The sequence below is a fragment of the Pseudomonas sp. CFBP 8770 genome, from assembly GCF_014841705.1.
Lineage (GTDB): Bacteria > Pseudomonadota > Gammaproteobacteria > Pseudomonadales > Pseudomonadaceae > Aquipseudomonas.
This window is the reverse complement of record NZ_JACYUL010000001.1, coordinates 843,509-862,076: the sequence shown is the minus strand read 5'-3', so window position 1 is coordinate 862,076 and position 18,568 is coordinate 843,509. Positions and strand designations below refer to the sequence as shown.

The following is an 18,568-nucleotide window of genomic DNA, read 5'->3' as shown; positions in this document are numbered from 1 at the left end:
CGGTCGGTGGCCGCGAAGGGTGATATGCGGTTTGTCTGATGGACCGCGGTGTTCTTTTCGCGGCCGAGGACCGCTCCCACAGGGGGAACTCCTATGGCAGGGGGTGGACCTTGAGCTTTGATTGCTAGGGTGCACCGCAGTTTGGGGGGGAACCAGGGGTGCTCCACGTCATGATGTTACATGTCGGCGAGAAACTTCAGGAACTGCTCTTCGTCGAGGACTTTTATGCCCAGTTCGCTGGCCTTGGCCAGTTTGGAGCCGGCGCCGGGGCCTGCCACGACGGTGTGGGTCTTGGCGGAAACCGAGCCGGAGACCTTGGCGCCCAGGGTTTCGAGCTTCTGTTTGGCTTCGTCGCGGCTCATCTGCTCCAGCGAGCCGGTCAGTACCCACGTCTGCCCTGCCAGCGGCAGGCCTTCGACGACCTTTTTCTCGCTTGCCCAGTGCATGCCGAAGGCTTGCAACTGCGCTTCCACAGCCTTGGCCATCTCGGCGTTGCGAGACTCCTTGAAGTACTCGCGCACCGCTTCCGCTTGCCGGGCGTTGAGCGCCTGGCGCAGGTCGATGCCGTCGGCGGCGATGATTTGGTCCAGGCTGCCCAGCTTGGCCACCAGCTTCTCGGCACCGGTCGGCCCTACCGAATTGATCTCCAGCTTGGCGATCATCCCGGCCAGGGTGGTGCTGGCGGCGTACTCGGGGTGTACGTCGCCCTCCTCCTGCAACTGCAGGCCGCGCTCGAGCAATTGCTGGATGACGCTGCGGTTGTGCGGATCTTCGAAGAAGCTGTGGATCTCGAAGGCCACTTCCAGGCCGACGTCCGGCAGATAAGTCAGCACCTGCGGCAGCGCTTCGCTGACGCGCTGTAGCGAGCCCAGTGAGCGCGCCAGCACCTTGGCCGTCTCCTCGCCCACATCAGGGATGCCCAAGGCATAGATGAAGCGTGCCAGGCTCGGCTGCTTGCTGTCGGCGATGGCCTCGAGCAGTTTGTTGCTGGACACCTCGGCGAAGCCGTCCAGCTTGACCACGTCGTCGAACTGCAGCGTGTAGAGGTCGGCGGGCGAACTGACCAGGCCTTCGTCGACCAACTGCTCCACGCTCTTCTCACCGAGCCCGTCGATGTCCATCGCCCGCCGCGAGACGAAGTGAATGATCGCCTGCTTGAGTTGCGCTCCACAGGCCAGCCGCCCGACGCAGCGATAGACCGCGCCTTCGCTGACGGTCTGCTTGCCCTTGCTGCGTTTGACCAGCTGAGTACGCTCGACATGGGAACCACACACCGGACAGGTTTCCGGTACCTGAACCGCACGGGCGTTGTCCGGCCGGCGCTCGACCACCACCTGCATGACCTGGGGGATGACGTCACCGGCACGACGGATGATCACGGTATCGCCGATCATCAGGCCCAGGCGCGCCACTTCGTCCATGTTGTGCAAGGTAGCGTTGGCCACCGTGACGCCCGCCACCTTGACCGGCTTGAGCCGCGCCACGGGCGTGACGGCGCCAGTGCGGCCGACCTGGAATTCTACGTCGAGCAATTCGGTGAGCTCTTCCATTGCCGGAAACTTGTGGGCAATGGCCCAGCGTGGCTCGCGCGCGCGAAAGCCCAGCTCGCGCTGGGAGGCCACGCTGTTGACCTTGAACACCACACCGTCGATTTCATAGGGCAACTGGGTCCGGCGGGCGCCGATGTCGTGGTAGTACTCCAGGCACTGCTCGATGTTTTCCGCGACCTTGAGCTCGCGACTGATCGGCATGCCCCACTGTTTGAGCTGTTCGAGGTTGCCGGTGTGGGTGGTGGCAATGTCTTCTGTCACCTGACCGATGCCGTAGCAGCAGAATTCCAGGGGACGGCTGGCGGTGATCTTCGAGTCGAGCTGACGCAGGCTGCCGGCCGCAGCGTTGCGCGGGTTGGCGAAGGTCTTGCCGCCGACTTCCATCTGGCTGGCGTTGAGCCGCTCGAAGCCGGCCTTGGACATGTACACCTCGCCGCGCACCTCCAGCACCGGTGGCCAGCCGCTGCCGTGCAGCTTGAGCGGGATGTTGCGGATGGTGCGCACGTTGACGCTGATGTCTTCACCGGTGGTGCCGTCACCGCGGGTGGCGCCGCGAACCAGGGCGCCGTCCTGGTACAGCAGGGAGACGGCCAGGCCGTCGAGCTTGGGTTCGCAACTGTAGTGGATGGCCGCGCCGCTGCCGAACAGGTCGCCGGTGGGCAGGTCGAGGCCTTCGGTGACGCGGCGGTCGAATTCACGCAGGTCGACTTCTTCGAAGGCGTTGCCCAGGCTGAGCATGGGGATTTCGTGGCGTACCTGGGAAAACGCGGTCAGTGCAGCGTTGCCGACGCGCTGCGTGGGCGAATCGGGGGTGACCAACTCGGGATGGGCGGCTTCGAGCGCTTTCAGTTCATGGAACAGACGGTCGTATTCAGCGTCGGGAATGCTGGGTTCGTCGAGCACGTGGTAGCGGTAGTTGTGCTGGTCGAGTTCGGCACGCAGTTCGAGGATACGGGTGGCGTCGGTCATGATCGGTTCTCGCTTGAAGCAAAAGAGCAGCCTGGGCTGCTCTCGGGTTGGATCTGGGGGTTCGGCGGCGCTCCGTTCGCGGGCACTGCCCGCTCCTACAAGGGCACGGGCTGCGGCAGTATCGGACTTAGCGCTTGTGAGTCATGGCGCGGCGTTCGAACTCGACGATGCGCTGGCGGTAGTGCTCGATGGTCTGCGCGGTCAGTACGCTGCGCTGGTCGTCCTTCAATTCGCCGTCCAGTTCATGGGCCAGTTTGCGCGCTGCAGCCACCATGACATCGAAGGCTTGCTTGGGATGACGCGGGCCTGGCAGACCGAGAAAAAAACTCACGGCACGGGTGCTGAAATGGTCGATATCGTCCAGATCGAAGATACCCGGCTTGACCGCATTGGCCATGGAGAACAGCACTTCGCCATTGCCGGCCATGCTTTCGTGACGATGGAAAATGTCCATTTCACCGAAGCGCAGGCCGCTTTCCAGGATGTTCTGCAGCAACGCAGGGCCGCGGAAGCCGCTCTCGCTGCGCGAGATGACGCTGATCACCAGCACCTCTTCAACCGGTGGCAGGTCTTTCTCTACGGCCGGTGCACCCGTGCTGGAGAAGCCCTTGCCGTCATTGGCGAAATCGTCGTGGGCGTCACGCGCCGCTTTCATCGCAGGCTGCGGTTTGGCCGGCTTGGGCTCGCGTGCAGGCTTGGGCGGCCGGGCCTGGCGAGGCTCCTTGATCTCATCTGGCTCAACGGCCAGGTTCAAATCGGCGTGATCAGCCGACGGCTCGCGCTTGGCGCGCTGACCGCCACCATCGCGCTGTGCGCTCATGGACGGCAGGTCATGCTCATCCAGCTGCGGCTCCTTGTGAGCGTCGAGCACCCGAGGCGGCCCGAGCACTTCGGCGCCGGTGTCTTCCTCGGGAAGGTTGTTGATGTTGCGATCCAGGCGAAACTTGAGCTTGCCCTTGCCGCCACGCATCCGGCGCCAGCCGTCGAAAAGAATGCCGGCAATGACAATGATGCCGATGAGGATCAGCCACTCGCGCAGACCGATTTCCATGTAATCCCGTGCCTCTATAAAAATGCTGAAAAATAAAGGGTGTGAACCCTCTTTAAGACGTGGCGCCAACTGTATGTTCTGACAGGCGTTTTCCCACGCGTAAACAAGACTTTGGTAAAACTAGCACGACCAGAAACAACTTTACACCGTCTGTCGCATTTGGCTCGATTTTAACGCCATGATAAGGGTTTTTCAGGCCTCGACCATGGCCAATGCCTCTTCCACGTCCACGGCCACCAGTCGCGAGCAACCGGGTTCGTGCATGGTCACCCCCATCAACTGATCGGCCATCTCCATGGCGATCTTGTTATGGGTGATATAGATGAACTGCACCGTCTGCGACATCTCTTTCACCAACCGCGCGTAACGACCGACGTTGGCATCGTCCAGCGGTGCATCGACTTCGTCGAGCATGCAGAACGGCGCCGGATTCAGTTTGAAGATGGCAAAAACCAGGGCCAATGCGGTCAAGGCTTTCTCGCCACCGGAGAGCAAATGAATGGTGCTGTTCTTCTTGCCGGGCGGACGCGCCATGATCGTTACCCCTGTATCGAGTAAATCTTCGCCCGTCAGTTCCAGATAAGCACTGCCACCACCGAAAACTTTTGGAAAAAGTGCCTGCAAACCGGCATTGATCTGGTCGAAGGTGTCCTTGAAGCGGCTGCGGGTTTCCTTGTCGATCTTGCGGATGACGTTTTCCAGGGTGTCCAGCGCTTCGGCCAGGTCGGCGTTTTGCGCGTCCAGATAGCGCTTGCGCTCGGATTGCTGCTGGTATTCGTCGATGGCCGCAAGGTTGATCGCGCCCAGACGCTGAACGCGCCCGTCTATACGTTGCAGTTCTTCCTCGGCCTCCTGCTCGCTGGCCAGCACGTCGATGGTGGCCAGTACGCCGTGCAGGTCGTAGCCGTCGGCCTGCAATTGCTCCTGCAGGGTCTTGCGCCGCACGCTGAGCCCCTGCCACTCGAGGCGGTGCTGTTCCAGCTGGCCGCGCAACAGCTGGCTCTGCTGCTCGGCCTGGGTGCGACGTTTCTCGACCTCGCGCAGCTCGCGATCGGCATCGTCCAGCGCCAGCCGCGCGTGGCGCATTTCTTCGTCGACGGCCATGCGTTGCTCGAGCAGGCCTTCGAGGGCCAGGCGCAGTTCTTCGAGCGGGGCTTCGCCCTCCTCCAGGCCCAGACTCAATTGTTCGCGTTTCTCGCCCAAACGCTCGGCCTGCAACTGCAGGCGTTCGAGCGCCTGGCCAGTGGAGTCGTGCTGGGCGCGCAGCGAACCCAGGCGAACCGCCAACTGGTGCGCGCGATCCTTGTGCTGGCGGGCGTCCTGGCGAATGCGCTCCAGGCCTTCGCGCAGGCTGTCGCGCTGCGCCATGAGCTGTTCGCGCTGTTCGGTGTCGGTGGCCATGGCGTCGAGCGCGTCCTGCAACTGCAGGCGCGACTCGCCGAGCTGCTCGTGTTCCAGGGCGCGCTGTTCGGCCAACTCGCCGAGTTCTTCGTCGAGGCGACGGCGACGCAGCGCCAACTGCTCGGCCCGGGCGCGGCTGGCCGAAAGCCTGGCCTTGAGTTCGCCCTGCTGGCGGTTTTCATCCTGGATGCGGCGGCGCAGCTGTTCGCGCAGCTGTTCCTGGGCATCCTGCTGTTCACGGCAGGCCAACAGCTGGTCCTGCAGTTGCGCCAGGGTCGCTTCACGAGACTCGACGTCCAGCTGCAGCGCCTGCAGCTCCTGCCCGCGGGCCAGAACCCCGCGGCTGGCGTCGTTGCCACGGCTGACGCGTAGAAAGTGCCGACCCAGCCAATAGCCGTCCTGGCTGACCAGGCTTTCGCCGGCGGCCAGTTGGCTGCGCAGGACCAGCGCGCTGTCGAGGTCGGTGACCGTTCGCACCCCAGCGAGCCAGGGGCTCAGGTCGACCTGGCTGTGGACCTTGTGCAGCAGACTGTCCGGCAAGGCTACGGTGCCCGCAGCTTCGCTGATCAGGCGCAGTTCGCCCTGGTCGAAGCCGGCCAGGTCGAGGCCTTGCAAATCATCGACCAGCACCGCCTGGAGATCGGCGCCCAGCACGGTTTCCACCGCCAGCTCCCAGCCGGGCTCGACGCGCAGCCCTTCGGCCAGACGCGGATGGTCGGCCAGCCCCTGTTGATCCAGCCACTGCGCGGTGCCCGTTCCCGGATCCAGCGCGGCCTGCTGCAAGGCCTCGAGGGAGGCCAGGCGGCCGTTGAGCCGCTGCAGCTCGCCCTGGGCCTGCTGCTGGGCCTGGGTCGCTTGTTGCAGTTGCTGCCGGGTCGCCTCCAGTTGTTCGGTGTGTTGCTGTTCCTCGGCGGCCCACTCTTCGATGAGCATTTCGCTGCTGGCCAGCTGTTCGGCCAGTTCGAGGATGGCCGCGTCTTCCGGGTCGGCCGCCAGCAGTTCGCGCTCTTCGCTGTGGCGCCGCTGCCGCTCGGCCAGGCGCTGCATCGACAGTTCGAGCTGGGCGATGCGCGCCTGCTGAACTTCGGCCAGGCGCCGTGGCTCGGCCGAGTCAGTGTTGAACCGGTCCNCTTCGGCGGCGGCGCTGCTGATTGCCTGCTCGGGCTCGAGCATGTCCAGCTCTTCGCCGAGGGTCGCCAGCAGGGTCTGGTCGTGGCCCAGGTGCGATGCGGTTTCCAGGCGGGCGCGCTCGGCTTCCTTGAAATCGTCCTGCAGTTGGCGCAGGCGCTGCTGGCCGTGCTGGATGTTCTGCTCGACCCGGGCGATGTCACCGCCCACGGAATAGAAGCGCGCCTGCACGGTATTGAACCGTTCGGACAGCTCGTGATGGCCATCGCGCAGGCGCTCGATGCTGGCATCGGCGTTGCGCTGTTCCGCCACCAACGCTTCGAAGGCCACTTCCTGATCGGCGATGACCGCCTCGCGCTGACCCACCTGCTCGTTCAAGGTCTGCCAGCGCAGGGCCGACAGCTGCGCCTTGAGCTGGCGTTCCTCGGCTTTGTACTGCTGGTATTTCTCGGCCGCCTGGGCCTGGCGGTGCAGGCGTTCGAGCTGGCGTTCCAGCTCTTCGCGCAGGTCGGTCAGGCGCGCCAGGTTCTCGTGGGTACGGCGAATGCGACTCTCGGTCTCGCGGCGGCGCTCCTTGTACTTGGAGATGCCGGCGGCCTCCTCGATGAAGTTGCGCAGGTCTTCGGGCTTGGCCTCGATCAGCTTGGAGATCATGCCCTGTTCGATGATCGAGTAGCTGCGCGGGCCCAGGCCGGTGCCGAGGAAGATGTCGGTGATGTCGCGGCGCCGGCACTTGGTGCCGTTCAGGTAATAGGTGTTCTGGCTTTCACGGGTGACTTTGCGCCGGATCGAGATTTCCGCGTAGGCCGCGTACTCGCCCACCAGCGTGCTGTCGCTGTTGTCGAACACCAGTTCGATGCTGGCCTGGCTGACCGGCTTGCGGCTGGTGGAGCCATTGAAGATGACGTCGGTCATCGACTCGCCGCGCAGGTTCTTCGCCGAGCTTTCGCCCATGACCCAGCGCACGGCGTCGATGATGTTGGACTTGCCGCAACCGTTGGGCCCGACGACGGCAGCCATGTTGCTGGGGAAGTTGACTGTGGTCGGGTCGACGAACGACTTGAAGCCGGCCAGGCGAATGCACTTGAGGCGCATGCTCAGCGCGCCGCCAGGGCGCTGAGCACCAGTTCGCAGCTGCGCTGGCAGTATTCGCCGAGGACCTTGCGGATGAGCTGCGGATCGCGCGCGGAAACCGCCTGCAGCAGCCGCCCGAACAACGCCAGGTATTCGCTCATCGAGGCCTTGCGCTGCTCCAGCGCCAGATAATAGGTGCGGTTCATGGCCGGCTGGAGGTTCTCGATGGTTTCTTGCAGGTACGGGTTGTTGGCGAACGGGTAGGCGGCGCGCATGACGTTGAAACTGTCCTCGACGAAGGCGGTGATGTCCTGGCGCTCGTAGCTGGTCTGCAAGCGTTGCTGGATGACCAGGAACGGTGCGAGATCGGCCTCGCTCTGCCAGCGCTGGGCCACGGCGTCGCCGAGCATGATGTACATCTCGCCCATCAGGGCGCACAGGCTGCGCACCTTGTGTTCGGTGAGTTCGCTGACCTGGGCGCCGCGCCGCGGCAGAATCTCGACCAGGTGGCGGCGCTCGAGAATCAACAAGGCTTCGCGCACCGAGCCACGACTGACGTTCAGCGCCTGGGTGACCTTGAGTTCCTGAATGCGCTCGGCCGGCTTGAGCTCACCGTTGATGATGCGCTCGGCCAGATGATGGGCAATTTGCTCGGCGAGGCTGTCCGGCGCCTTGAACGTCATGGGTTTCCTTCGACAATCGGTAATCGGCAAGCTGTGATCAAAGCATGCGGCGCAGTGTACTCCAATTGAACGGCAAAGGCGGCAGTTGGCACGGATGTGGCTTGGCAAAAGCAGGACTGCCGGGGCGCAGGCAACGGGTTCGCGAAACTTCCTGACCCGCAGGTCAGCTAATCGTTGACCCCTTCCCGGCCGCCGCATAGATTCTGCTCAAGGCAGACCCAAGAATCAGGTGTCGTGAGGCCATCCGTGATCCAGTTTCTCTTGAATCAACAGCTGCATACCGAGCACGCCCTGGACCCGAACCTGACCGTGCTCGACTACCTGCGCACCGATCTGGCGCGGCCAGGCACCAAAGAGGGCTGCGCCAGCGGCGATTGCGGTGCGTGCACGGTGGTGATCGGCGAACTGGTGGAAGACGGTGCGCAGACGCATATCCGCTATCGCAGCAGCAACGCGTGCCTGACCTTCGTCGCCAGCCTTCACGGCAAGCAGCTGCTCAGTGTCGAGGACCTCAAGCATCAGGGCCGTCTGCACAGCGTGCAGCAGGCCATGGTCGATTGCCATGGCTCGCAGTGCGGGTTCTGCACCCCGGGCTTCGTCATGTCGCTGTTCGCCCTGCAGAAGAACCAACCCCAAGCCAGCCGCGAGCAGGCCTGCGAAGCACTGGCCGGCAACCTGTGCCGCTGCACCGGCTACCGGCCGATTCTCGACGCTGCGGCCCAGGCCTGCGGCGGACCCGCGCTGCCCGATCAGTTCGACAGCCAACAGGCGCAGACCATCGCCAGGCTGAAAACCATTGCACCGGCGCACACCGACGAACTCCACGGCGGCAACAACCGCTGTCTGGTGCCCTTGACCGTGGCCGACCTGGCCGAGCTGTACAGCGAGCAGCCCGAAGCACGACTGCTGGCCGGCGGCACCGACCTGGCACTGAAGGTCACCCAGGCGCACCGGGTGCTGCCGGTGATGATCTACGTGGGCCACGTGGCCGAGATGAAGCGCATCGAGACGTTCGACGACCGCCTGGAGATCGGCGCGGCCACGCCGCTGACCGACTGCTATCAGGCACTGGCGAACGAGTACGCGGATTTTGGCCACCTGCTGCACCGCTTCGCTTCGTTGCAGATCCGCAACCAGGCCACCCTGGGCGGCAACATCGGCAATGCGTCGCCGATCGGTGACACCCCGCCGCTGCTGCTGGCCCTGGGCGCGCAGGTGGTACTGCGCAAGGGCTCGCGCAGCCGCACCCTGCCCCTGCAGGACTATTTCATCGACTACCGTGTCACCGCTCGCGAAGACGGCGAGTTCATCGAGAAGGTCATCGTGCCGCGCGCCGACCCGCGGCGGGCTTTCCGCGCCTACAAGGTGTCGAAACGCCTGGACGATGACATTTCCGCAGTCTGTGCGGCGTTCGACCTGCTGATCGAAGACGGTGTTGTGCGCGATGTGCGCGCAGCCTTCGGCGGCATGGCGGCGATTCCAAAGCGCGCTGCGGCCTGTGAATCGGCGCTGCTCGGCAAGCCCTGGAACAAGACCAGCGTCGAGGCTGCCTGCGCCGCCCTGGCCGAGGACTTCACGCCGCTATCGGATTTTCGTGCGAGCAAGCAGTACCGCCTGCTGACCGCGCAGAACCTGCTGCGCAAATGCTTCATCGAGTTGCAGTCGCCGCACATTCAAACGCGGGTGAGCGCCCATGTCTGAGCATCCAGCGCCCGACAGCCAGGCACGTATGGCTGAACTGTTCGCCCAGGGCCTGACCACCGGCGTTGGCCGGGGCGTCAAGCATGACAGCGCCGACAAGCACGTCAGCGGTGAGGCGGTGTACATCGACGACCGCCTGGAATTCCCCAACCAGTTGCACGTGTACGCCCGGCTTTCCGACCGTGCCCACGCGCGCATCGTGCGCATCGATACGTCGGCCTGCTACACCATTCCCGGCGTGCGCCTGGCGATCACCCACGAGGACATTCCCGGCCTCAAGGACATCGGTCCGCTGCTGCCAGGCGACCCGCTGCTGGCGATCGACAAGGTCGAGTTCGTCGGCCAGCCGGTGCTGGCGGTGGCGGCGCGCGATCTGGACAGTGCCCGCCGCGGGGCGATGGCCGCCGTGATCGAGTACGAAGATCTGCCGCCGGTGCTGGATGTGGTGGAGGCGCTGCGGCAGAAGCATTTCGTGCTCGACAGCCACACCCACCAGCGCGGTGATTCGGCGACCGCCCTGGCCAGCGCCACCCATCGTCTGCAGGGCAGCCTGCACATCGGTGGCCAGGAGCATTTCTACCTGGAGACGCAGATCAGCTCGGTGATGCCCACAGAGGACGGTGGGATGATCGTCTACTGCTCGACGCAGAACCCCACCGAGGTGCAGAAGCTGGTGGCCGAAGTGCTGGGCGTGTCGATGAGCCAAGTGGTGGTGGACATGCGCCGCATGGGAGGCGGCTTCGGCGGCAAGGAAACCCAGGCGGCCAGCCCGGCCTGTCTGTGCGCGGTGGTGGCGCATCTGACCGGGCAGCCGACCAAGATGCGCCTGCCGCGGGTCGAGGACATGCACATGACCGGCAAGCGCCACCCCTTCTACATCGAGTACGACGTCGGTTTCGACGACAGCGGGCGCCTGCACGGAATCAATCTGGACCTGGCCGGCAACTGTGGCTACTCACCCGACCTGTCGGCATCCATCGTCGACCGGGCGATGTTCCATGCCGACAACGCCTATTACCTGGGCGACGCGACGATCAATGGCCACCGCTGCAAGACCCACACCGCGTCGAACACCGCCTACCGCGGCTTCGGCGGCCCCCAGGGCATGGTCGCCATCGAGGAAGTGATGGACCGCATCGCCCGCCACCTGGCCCTCGACCCGCTGGCGGTGCGCAAGGCCAACTACTACGGCAAGACCGAGCGCAACGTCACCCACTACTATCAGACGGTGGAGCACAACCTGCTCGAAGAGATCACCGCCGAGCTCGAGGCCAGTTGCGATTATGGCCAGCGCCGCGAGGCAATCCGCGCGTTCAACGCCGACAGCCCGGTATTGAAGAAAGGCCTGGCGCTGACCCCGGTGAAGTTCGGGATCTCGTTCACCGCCAGCTTTCTCAACCAGGCCGGGGCGCTGATCCATATCTACACCGACGGCAGCATTCACCTGAACCACGGCGGCACCGAGATGGGCCAGGGCTTGAACGTCAAGGTCGCGCAGGTGGTGGCCGAGGTGTTTCAGGTCGACATCGCGCGCATCCAGATCACCGCGACCAATACCGACAAGGTGCCCAACACCTCGCCCACGGCGGCTTCCAGCGGTGCCGACCTGAACGGCAAGGCGGCGCAGAACGCGGCGCTGATTCTCAAGCAGCGGCTGGTCGAGTTCGCCGCCCGGCATTATCGGGTCAGTGAAGAAGACGTGGCGTTCAGCAACGGCCACGTGCGCGTACGCGACCAGTTGCTGACCTTCCAAAGCCTGGTGCAGCAGGCGTGGATGGGCCAGGTGTCGCTGTCCAGCACCGGCTACTACAAGACGCCGAAAATCCACTACGACCGCAGCCTGGCGCGGGGCCGACCGTTCTACTATTTCGCCTACGGCGCGGCGTGCTGCGAAGTGCTGATCGACACCCTGACCGGCGAGTACAAGCTGTTGCGTACCGATATCCTGCATGACGTCGGCGCCTCGTTGAACCCGGCCATCGACCTCGGCCAGGTGGAAGGCGGCTTCCTGCAAGGAGTGGGCTGGCTGACCTGCGAAGAACTGGTGTGGAGCGACCAGGGCAAGCTGCTGACCAGCGGGCCGGCCTCGTACAAGATTCCGGCGGTGGCCGACATGCCGCAGGATCTGCGCGTGCATCTGGTGGAGAACCGCAAGAACCCGGAGGACACGGTGTTCCATTCCAAGGCCGTGGGCGAGCCGCCGTTCATGTTGGGAATCGCCGCCTGGTGCGCGATCAAGGACGCCGTGGCGAGCCTGGCTGATTACCGCCTGCAACCGAACATTGACGCCCCCGCCACCCCTGAACGGGTGCTCTGGGGCTGCGAGCAGATGCGCCAGGCCACCGAGGGGAGCACGAACCATGACTGACTGGATCGGCGCACTGGCCGAGCATCAGGCCCGCGGCGAAGCCTGCGTGCTGGTGACCATCATCGAAGAAAAGGGCTCCACGCCGCGCAACGCCGGGGCCAAGATGGTGGTCAGCGCCACCGCCCTGTACGACACCATCGGCGGCGGCCATCTGGAGTACAAGTGCCTGCACATCGCTCGACAGATGCTCGCCGAAGGCACCCGCGCCACGCGTCTGGAACGCTTCAGCCTGGGCGCCAGCCTGGGCCAATGCTGCGGCGGGGCCACGGTGCTGCTGTTCGAGCCCATGCTGCAGGCGCAGGCTCAGGTGGTGGTGTTCGGCGCCGGCCACGTCGGCCGCGCGCTGGTGCCCCTGCTGGCGAGCCTGCCGTGCCGGGTGCGCTGGGTCGATTCGCGGGCCGACGAGTTTCCGCCGAGCCTGCCCGACGGGGTCTGCCAGGTGATCACCGACGAGCCGGTGGATGAAGTGGCGAGCCTGCCGGCGGGCAGCTACTGCATCGTCATGACCCACGACCACTCGCTCGATCTGGAGTTGACCCGGGCCATTCTCGAACGCAACGATTTCACCTGGTTCGGCCTGATCGGTTCGGCCACCAAGCGCGCCCGCTTCGAGCACCGCCTGCGCGACCGTGGCATCGCACCCAGTGTGGTGCAGCGCATGCGCTGCCCCATGGGTCTGGCGGCAGTGAAAGGCAAGCTGCCCATGGAAATCGCCGTTTCCATCGCCGCCGAGATCATCGCCACCTACAATGCGCATTTTGGCGCCTGCGCCGAGCCGGGGACAGCCAGCTCGCCGGGGGTCGCCCAACTGCTGCCGCGCTCGCGCCGCAGCCCCGTTCCTTTGAGAGATGCACCATGAGCCTTACCCGCAAAGCCTATCGCGCCGCGATCCTGCACAGCCTCGACGACCCTGCCCTGGTCGGTGTCCAGGCCTCCTACCAATATTTCGCCGATGGCGTGCTGGTGGTGGAGGACGGTCGCATCCTGGCGCTGGGCGCGGCTGACGAGGTGCTGCCGACCCTGGCGGACACCGTCGAGGTCACCCATTACCCGGATGCCTTGATCACCCCCGGTTTCATCGACACCCACATTCATTTTCCGCAGACCGGCATGGTCGGCTCCTACGGCGAGCAACTGCTGGACTGGCTGAACGAGTACACCTTCCCGTGCGAAGGCCAGTTCAGCGACAAGGCCCACGCCGACCAAGTGGCCGATATTTTCCTCAAGGAACTGCTGCGCAACGGCACCACCACCGCGCTGGTGTTCGGCAGCGTTCACCCCGAATCGGTCGACGCCCTGTTCGAGGCCGCCGAGGCCCTGGACCTGCGGCTGATCGCCGGCAAGGTGATGATGGACCGCAACGCGCCGGACTACCTGACCGACACTGCCGACAGCAGCTACGCCCAGAGCAAGGCGCTGATCGAGCGCTGGCACGGCAAGGGCCGCCTGCACTACGCGGTGACGCCACGCTTCGCGCCGACCAGCAGCGAGGCGCAGTTGACCCTGGCCGGTCAGTTGCTGCGCGAATACCCGGACGTCTACCTGCAGACCCACATCAGCGAGAACCTCAAGGAAATCGAGTGGGTCAAGGCGCTGTTCCCCGAGCGGCGCAACTACCTGGACGTGTACGACCACTACCAGTTGCTCGGCGAGCGCTCGGTGCTGGCCCACGGCGTGCACCTGTGCGACGAGGAATGCCAGCGCCTGGCCGAAACCGGCTCGGCCATCGCCTTTTGCCCGACGTCGAACCTGTTCCTGGGCAGCGGCCTGTTCAACCTGCCCCAGGCCGAGCGTTTCAAGGTCAATGTCGGCCTGGGCACCGACGTCGGCGGCGGCACCAGCTTCTCGCTGTTGCAGACCCTGAACGAGGCGTACAAGGTCATGCAGTTGCAGGGCGAAAAGCTCAACCCGTTCAAGTCGCTGTACCTGGCAACCCTGGGCGGCGCTCGCGCACTGCGCCTGGAAGACCGCGTCGGCACGCTGCAACCAGGCACCGACGCCGACTTCGTGGTGCTCGACTACCATGCCACGCCGCTGCTGAGTTATCGCATCAGCCAGGCCAAGACCTTCGAGGAAGTGCTGTTCGTGCTGATGACCCTGGGCGACGACCGCGCGGTGCTGCAGACCTACGCCGCAGGGCGCCAGGTGCATTGCCGCGACTGAGCGTCCGTACACATTCGCATGGAACTTTTGCAGGAAAATGCCCCCTCAATCGGGTACCCTGCCCACTTTTTCAGAAAGGAGAATCACCATGGCTAAAGCCACTGCCCGCCACATCCTGGTCGCCGACGAAGCCAAGTGCAACGACCTCAAGTCCCAGATCGAAGGCGGCGCCGATTTCGCAGAGATCGCCAAGGCCAACTCCACCTGCCCATCGAGCCGCCAAGGTGGCGACCTGGGTTCGTTCGGCCCAGGCCAGATGGTCAAGGAATTCGACACCGTCGTATTCAGCGCGCCGATCAACGTCGTGCAGGGCCCGGTGAAGACCCAGTTCGGTTACCACCTGCTGGAAGTCACCAGCCGTCAGGACTGATCGGTCCACGGTCTGCGTTACACCCGAACGGCCCGTCTATCGCGGGCCGTTCTGCATTTGCAATGCCACCGGGCCATGATGTTAGGCTGCACCCTTCGCTCTTCGACCCAGGCAGACAATGCGCGCAGTTTTCCTCTCATTCGTTCTTTGTGCCCTGTTCACCACGGTGGCCGATGCCCAGGCTGCGGCGCAGCATGCATTGACCGTCTACGGCGAAGCGCCGCGTTACCCCGCCGACTTCCAGCATTTCGACTATGTGAATCCCGACGCGCCCAAGGGCGGCAGCCTGCGCCGCTCGGCGGTCGAGATCGGCCAGTACGACCACATTCTGCCGTACATCGACAAGGGCATCGGCGTCAGCCAGGTCGACGGCCTGCTCTACGCCCCTTTGGCGGTACGCTCGCTGGACGAGCCGTACACCGTGTACGGGCTGGTGGCCGAGCGCATGGAGCGCGCTGAAGACGGCCTGTGGCTGCGCTTCTACCTCAACCCCAAGGCGGTGTTCGCCGACGGCCAGCCGATCACCGCGCAGGACGTGCGCTACACCTTCGAACTGCTGATGCGCGAAGGCAGCCTGGGCTACCGCACGCAGTTCGCCAATGTCGCGGACGTGCAGGTCGAGGGCCCACGGCAGGTGCGCTTCAACTTCAAGAACGCCGACAGCCGCACCCTGCCGCTGGACCTCGCGACGCTGCCGGTACTGCCTGAACACTGGTGGAAAACCCGCGACTTCGCCAACGGTGGTGGCTTCGAGGCGCCGCTGGGCAGCGGCCCGTACCGTATCGACAAGATCGACAACGGCCGTAGTATCACCTTCCAGCGCAACCCCGACTGGTGGGGCAAGGACCTGCCCGAAGCGCGTGGCATGTACAATTTCGACCGCTTCAGCATCGAGTACTTCGGCGACACCGACGTGGCCCGCCAGGTGCTGCGCGGCGGCGGCTATGACTACAACCGCGAGTTCTCCGCCACCGCCTACACCATCGGCTACAACGGCCCGGCGCTCGACGATGGCCGCCTGCAACGCGCGCACCTGGCCAAGCAGGGCCTGCAATCGGCCCAGGGCTTCATTTTCAATCTGCAGCGACCGGTGTTCCAGGACCGCCGCGTGCGCCAGGCGCTGGCCATGCTGTGGGATTTCGAATGGAGCAATCGGCAGATGATGCGCGGCATGTACATCCGGCAGCAGAGCTTCTTCTCCAACAGCCCGCTGGCCGCGCGTGAATTGCCCAGCGACGGCGAATTGCAGATTCTGGAAAAACTGCGTGGCCAGGTGCCGGATGAAGTGTTCAGCAAAGTCTTTCATGCGCCCGTCAGCGACGGCTCGGGCTTGATCCGCGACAAGCAGTTGCAGGCCTTGCGCCTGCTGCAACTGGCCGGCTGGCACGCCGACGGTGACCGCCTGGTGAACGCCGAAGGCCAGCCGCTGAGCTTCACCTTTCTCAATACCCAGAACGGTCTGGAGCGCTTGCTGTTGCCGTGGAAGCGCAACCTGGCGCAGATCGGCATCACCATGGAAATTCGTCGCATCGATTCCTCGCAGTACGTCAACCGCTTGATGGCGCGCGACTACGACATGATCATCAGCGGCTACCCGGTGACCCCGACGCCGGGCATCGAGCTGTACAATTTCTTCGGCTCGAGCGTGGCCACCGACCCCGGCTCGAACAACCTGATGGTGCTCAAGGACCCGGCCGTGGACCAGTTGATCAACGGCCTTGGCGCGGCCAGCACGCAACCGCAGATGCGTGACTACGCGCACGCCCTCGACCGGGTGCTGCAGTGGAACTACTACTGGGTGCCCAACTATTACCCGCCAGGCACCTCCACCGTGTGGTGGAACCGCTTCGGCATGCCCGCCTCACCAGCGCCCAATGACCCGGCCATCGAAACCTGGTGGGAGGTCAGCCCGACGGCGCTGACCACCGAACAGATGCGCGACCGCCTGACAGGGAAGACTCACTGATGCTGGGTTACACGCTACGTCGCCTGCTGCTGATCGTGCCGACCTTGCTGGCGATCCTGCTGGTTAATTTCGCCATCGTCCAGGCCGCGCCGGGGGGGCCGGTGGAGCAAGCCATTGCGCGCCTGCAGGGCGTGGGCGGCGCCAGCGTCACCGGTGGCGGCGGCGACACCCTGCAGGGCGGCTCGCGGGCCAGCCGTGGCCTGGACCCGAAACTGATCAAGGACATCGAGCGCCAGTACGGTTTCGACAAACCGGCCCATGAGCGCCTGTGGCTGATGATCAAGAGCTACGCGGTGCTGGATTTCGGCAGCAGCTTCTTTCGCGGCGCCAAGGTCACCGACCTGATCCTGGACAAGATGCCGGTGACCCTCTCGCTGGGCTTCTGGGCCACCTTGATCACCTACCTGGTGTCGATCCCGCTGGGCATCCGCAAGGCGGTGCAGCATGGCAGCCGCTTCGACATCTGGAGCAGCAGCCTGATCATCATCGGCTATGCCATGCCGGCGTTCCTGTTCGCCATGCTGCTGATCGTGGTGTTCGCCGGCGGCACTTCGCTGAACTGGTTTCCGGTGCGCGGGCTGGTCTCGGACAATTTCGCCGAGCTCAGCCTGCTGGGCAAGGTCGCCGACTACTTCTGGCACCTGGTGCTGCCGGTCACCTCGCTGGTGATCGGCGGTTTCGCCACCTTGACCATTCTCACCAAGAACTCCTTCCTCAACGAGGTCACCCGGCAGTACGTGGTGACGGCGCGGGCCAAGGGCCTGAGCGAGCGACGGGTGCTGTACGGCCATGTGTTCCGCAACGCCATGCTGCTGGTGGTGGCCGGCCTGCCCCAGGCGTTCATCAGCGTGTTCTTCGCCGGCTCGTTGCTGATCGAGGTGATCTTCTCGCTCGACGGGCTCGGTCGCCTGAGCTATGAGGCCGCCGTGGCGCGGGATTATCCGGTGGTGTTCGGCTCGCTGTTCATCTTTACCCTGCTGGGGCTGCTGATCAAACTGATCGGCGACCTGTGCTACACCCTGGTCGATCCACGCATCGACTTCAGCGCGAGGAATGCCTGATGCGCCTGTCGCCCCTGGCCCGTCGTCGCCTGGACCGCTTCAAGCAGAACCGCCGCGGCTGGTGGTCGCTGTGGCTGTTCCTGGCCCTGTTCGCCCTGACCCTGGGCGGCGAACTGGTGGCCAATGACAAACCGCTGGTGCTCAAGTACGACGGCGAGCTGTATTTCCCGGTGTTCAAGCGCCATACCGAGCAGGAATTCGGCGGCCAGCTGCCGTTCCAGGCGGACTACCGCAGCGACTATGTACGCCAGCTGATCGAGGGGCGCGGCGGCTGGATGCTGTTTCCGCCGATTCCGTTCAGCGCCGACACGCCCAACTACGACCTGACCCAACCGGCGCCCAGCCCGCCGTCGACCACCAACTGGCTGGGCACCGACGACCAGTCGCGCGATGTGCTGGCGCGGGTCATCTTCGGTGCGCGGGTGTCGATCCTGTTCGCCCTGGCGCTGACCTTGATCAGCTCGCTGATCGGCATCGGCGCCGGTGCTCTGCAAGGTTACTACGGCGGTTGGGTGGACCTGTTCGGCCAGCGCCTGTTGGAGGTCTGGTCGGGGCTGCCGGTGCTTTACCTGCTGATCATCCTGTCGGGCTTCGTCGAACCCAATTTCTGGTGGTTGCTGGGGATCATGGCGCTGTTCTCCTGGCTGGCGCTGGTGGACGTGGTGCGCGCCGAGTTCCTGCGCGGCCGCAACCTGGAATACGTCAAGGCAGCGCGGGCGCTGGGGCTATCGGACCGCAAGATCATTCTGCGGCACATTCTGCCCAACGCCATGAACGCGACCCTGAGCTTTCTGCCGTTCATTCTGACCGGGGCGATCTCGACCCTCACGGCGCTGGATTTCCTCGGCTTCGGCATGCCGGCCGGCAGCGCTTCGCTGGGGGAATTGATTGCCCAGGGCAAGCAGAACCTGCAGGCGCCCTGGCTGGGGTTTACCGCTTTTTTCACCCTGGCGCTGATCCTGTCGCTGCTGGTGTTCATTGGAGAGGGGCTGCGCGATGCGTTCGATCCGCGTGCTTGAGGTGGGTTTTGTGGTGGGTTTGCGGGCCTCTTCGCGGGCAGAGCCCGCTCCCACAAGGACCTGT

At 64.6% G+C, this 18,568-nt stretch carries 12 protein-coding genes and 1 pseudogene; 8 read left to right on the top strand and 5 right to left on the bottom strand.

From position 1 onward, the window contains the following. Nucleotides 1–176: 176 nt before the first annotated feature. The 5 genes and pseudogenes from ligA to IFT98_RS03805 form a co-directional block, all read right to left on the bottom strand. Nucleotides 177–2,519, bottom strand: a complete 2,343-nt coding sequence (gene ligA, locus IFT98_RS03820) for an NAD-dependent DNA ligase LigA (RefSeq protein WP_192047251.1) — start codon at nucleotides 2,517–2,519, stop codon at nucleotides 177–179. A gap of 127 nt (nucleotides 2,520–2,646) precedes the next feature. After that, complete coding sequence (gene zipA / locus IFT98_RS03815) at nucleotides 2,647–3,570, bottom strand: cell division protein ZipA (protein ID WP_192047252.1); 924 nt, start codon at nucleotides 3,568–3,570, stop codon at nucleotides 2,647–2,649. A 192-nt stretch (nucleotides 3,571–3,762) separates the two neighbouring features. Further along, nucleotides 3,763–6,100, bottom strand: a pseudogene (gene smc / locus IFT98_RS03810) (chromosome segregation protein SMC); the annotation flags it as partial. A 1-nt stretch (nucleotide 6,101) separates the two neighbouring features. Then, nucleotides 6,102–7,194, bottom strand: a 1,093-nt coding sequence (locus tag IFT98_RS20975) for a chromosome segregation SMC family protein (RefSeq protein ID WP_244652821.1), incomplete at its 3' end; no start/stop codon positions are given. A 2-nt stretch (nucleotides 7,195–7,196) separates the two neighbouring features. Beyond that, nucleotides 7,197–7,856, bottom strand: a complete 660-nt coding sequence (locus IFT98_RS03805; RefSeq protein ID WP_192047253.1) for a GntR family transcriptional regulator — start codon at nucleotides 7,854–7,856, stop codon at nucleotides 7,197–7,199. A gap of 246 nt (nucleotides 7,857–8,102) precedes the next feature. Here IFT98_RS03805 and xdhA point away from each other — a divergent pair, with 246 nt between their 5' ends. From xdhA to IFT98_RS03765, 8 genes are all read left to right on the top strand, one after another. Continuing rightward, nucleotides 8,103–9,557, top strand: coding sequence for a xanthine dehydrogenase small subunit (xdhA, locus tag IFT98_RS03800; RefSeq protein ID WP_192047254.1), 1,455 nt, complete (start codon nucleotides 8,103–8,105; stop codon nucleotides 9,555–9,557). After that, nucleotides 9,550–11,925, top strand: coding sequence for a xanthine dehydrogenase molybdopterin binding subunit (gene xdhB / locus IFT98_RS03795; protein ID WP_192047255.1), 2,376 nt, complete (start codon nucleotides 9,550–9,552; stop codon nucleotides 11,923–11,925). Before xdhA ends, xdhB begins: the two co-directional genes overlap by 8 nt. Next, nucleotides 11,918–12,784 (top strand): xanthine dehydrogenase accessory protein XdhC, encoded by an 867-nt coding sequence (xdhC, locus tag IFT98_RS03790; RefSeq protein WP_192047256.1) that lies wholly within the window; start codon nucleotides 11,918–11,920, stop codon nucleotides 12,782–12,784. Before xdhB ends, xdhC begins: the two co-directional genes overlap by 8 nt. Next, the gene (guaD, locus tag IFT98_RS03785; RefSeq protein WP_192047257.1) at nucleotides 12,781–14,088 is read left to right on the top strand and encodes a guanine deaminase; all 1,308 of its coding nucleotides are present in this window, start codon (nucleotides 12,781–12,783) and stop codon (nucleotides 14,086–14,088) included. The genes xdhC and guaD overlap by 4 nt, the downstream gene beginning before the upstream one ends. 88 nt (nucleotides 14,089–14,176) lie before the next feature. Next, nucleotides 14,177–14,458, top strand: a complete 282-nt coding sequence (locus tag IFT98_RS03780; protein WP_122795683.1) for a peptidylprolyl isomerase — start codon at nucleotides 14,177–14,179, stop codon at nucleotides 14,456–14,458. Nucleotides 14,459–14,576: 118 nt separating this feature from the next. Then, nucleotides 14,577–16,424 (top strand): extracellular solute-binding protein, encoded by a 1,848-nt coding sequence (locus IFT98_RS03775; protein WP_192047258.1) that lies wholly within the window; start codon nucleotides 14,577–14,579, stop codon nucleotides 16,422–16,424. After that, nucleotides 16,424–17,485 (top strand): microcin C ABC transporter permease YejB, encoded by a 1,062-nt coding sequence (locus tag IFT98_RS03770; protein WP_192047259.1) that lies wholly within the window; start codon nucleotides 16,424–16,426, stop codon nucleotides 17,483–17,485. The genes IFT98_RS03775 and IFT98_RS03770 overlap by 1 nt, the downstream gene beginning before the upstream one ends. Further along, the gene (locus tag IFT98_RS03765; protein ID WP_122479667.1) at nucleotides 17,482–18,504 is read left to right on the top strand and encodes an ABC transporter permease; all 1,023 of its coding nucleotides are present in this window, start codon (nucleotides 17,482–17,484) and stop codon (nucleotides 18,502–18,504) included. Before IFT98_RS03770 ends, IFT98_RS03765 begins: the two co-directional genes overlap by 4 nt. Nucleotides 18,505–18,568 lie beyond the last annotated feature (64 nt).

Bases quoted from the DNA above. Each gene is read 5' to 3' on its own strand.
- zipA (WP_192047252.1), bottom strand. From the start codon at position 3,570: ATGGAAATCGGTCTGCGCGAGTGGCTGATCCTCATCGGCATCATTGTC.
- IFT98_RS03780 (WP_122795683.1), top strand. From the start codon at position 14,177: ATGGCTAAAGCCACTGCCCGCCACATCCTGGTCGCCGACGAAGCCAAG.
- IFT98_RS03770 (WP_192047259.1), top strand. From the start codon at position 16,424: ATGCTGGGTTACACGCTACGTCGCCTGCTGCTGATCGTGCCGACCTTG.
- xdhB (WP_192047255.1), top strand. From the start codon at position 9,550: ATGTCTGAGCATCCAGCGCCCGACAGCCAGGCACGTATGGCTGAACTG.
- xdhC (WP_192047256.1), top strand. From the start codon at position 11,918: ATGACTGACTGGATCGGCGCACTGGCCGAGCATCAGGCCCGCGGCGAA.
- IFT98_RS03805 (WP_192047253.1), bottom strand. From the start codon at position 7,856: ATGACGTTCAAGGCGCCGGACAGCCTCGCCGAGCAAATTGCCCATCAT.
- guaD (WP_192047257.1), top strand. From the start codon at position 12,781: ATGAGCCTTACCCGCAAAGCCTATCGCGCCGCGATCCTGCACAGCCTC.
- ligA (WP_192047251.1), bottom strand. From the start codon at position 2,519: ATGACCGACGCCACCCGTATCCTCGAACTGCGTGCCGAACTCGACCAG.
- IFT98_RS03775 (WP_192047258.1), top strand. From the start codon at position 14,577: ATGCGCGCAGTTTTCCTCTCATTCGTTCTTTGTGCCCTGTTCACCACG.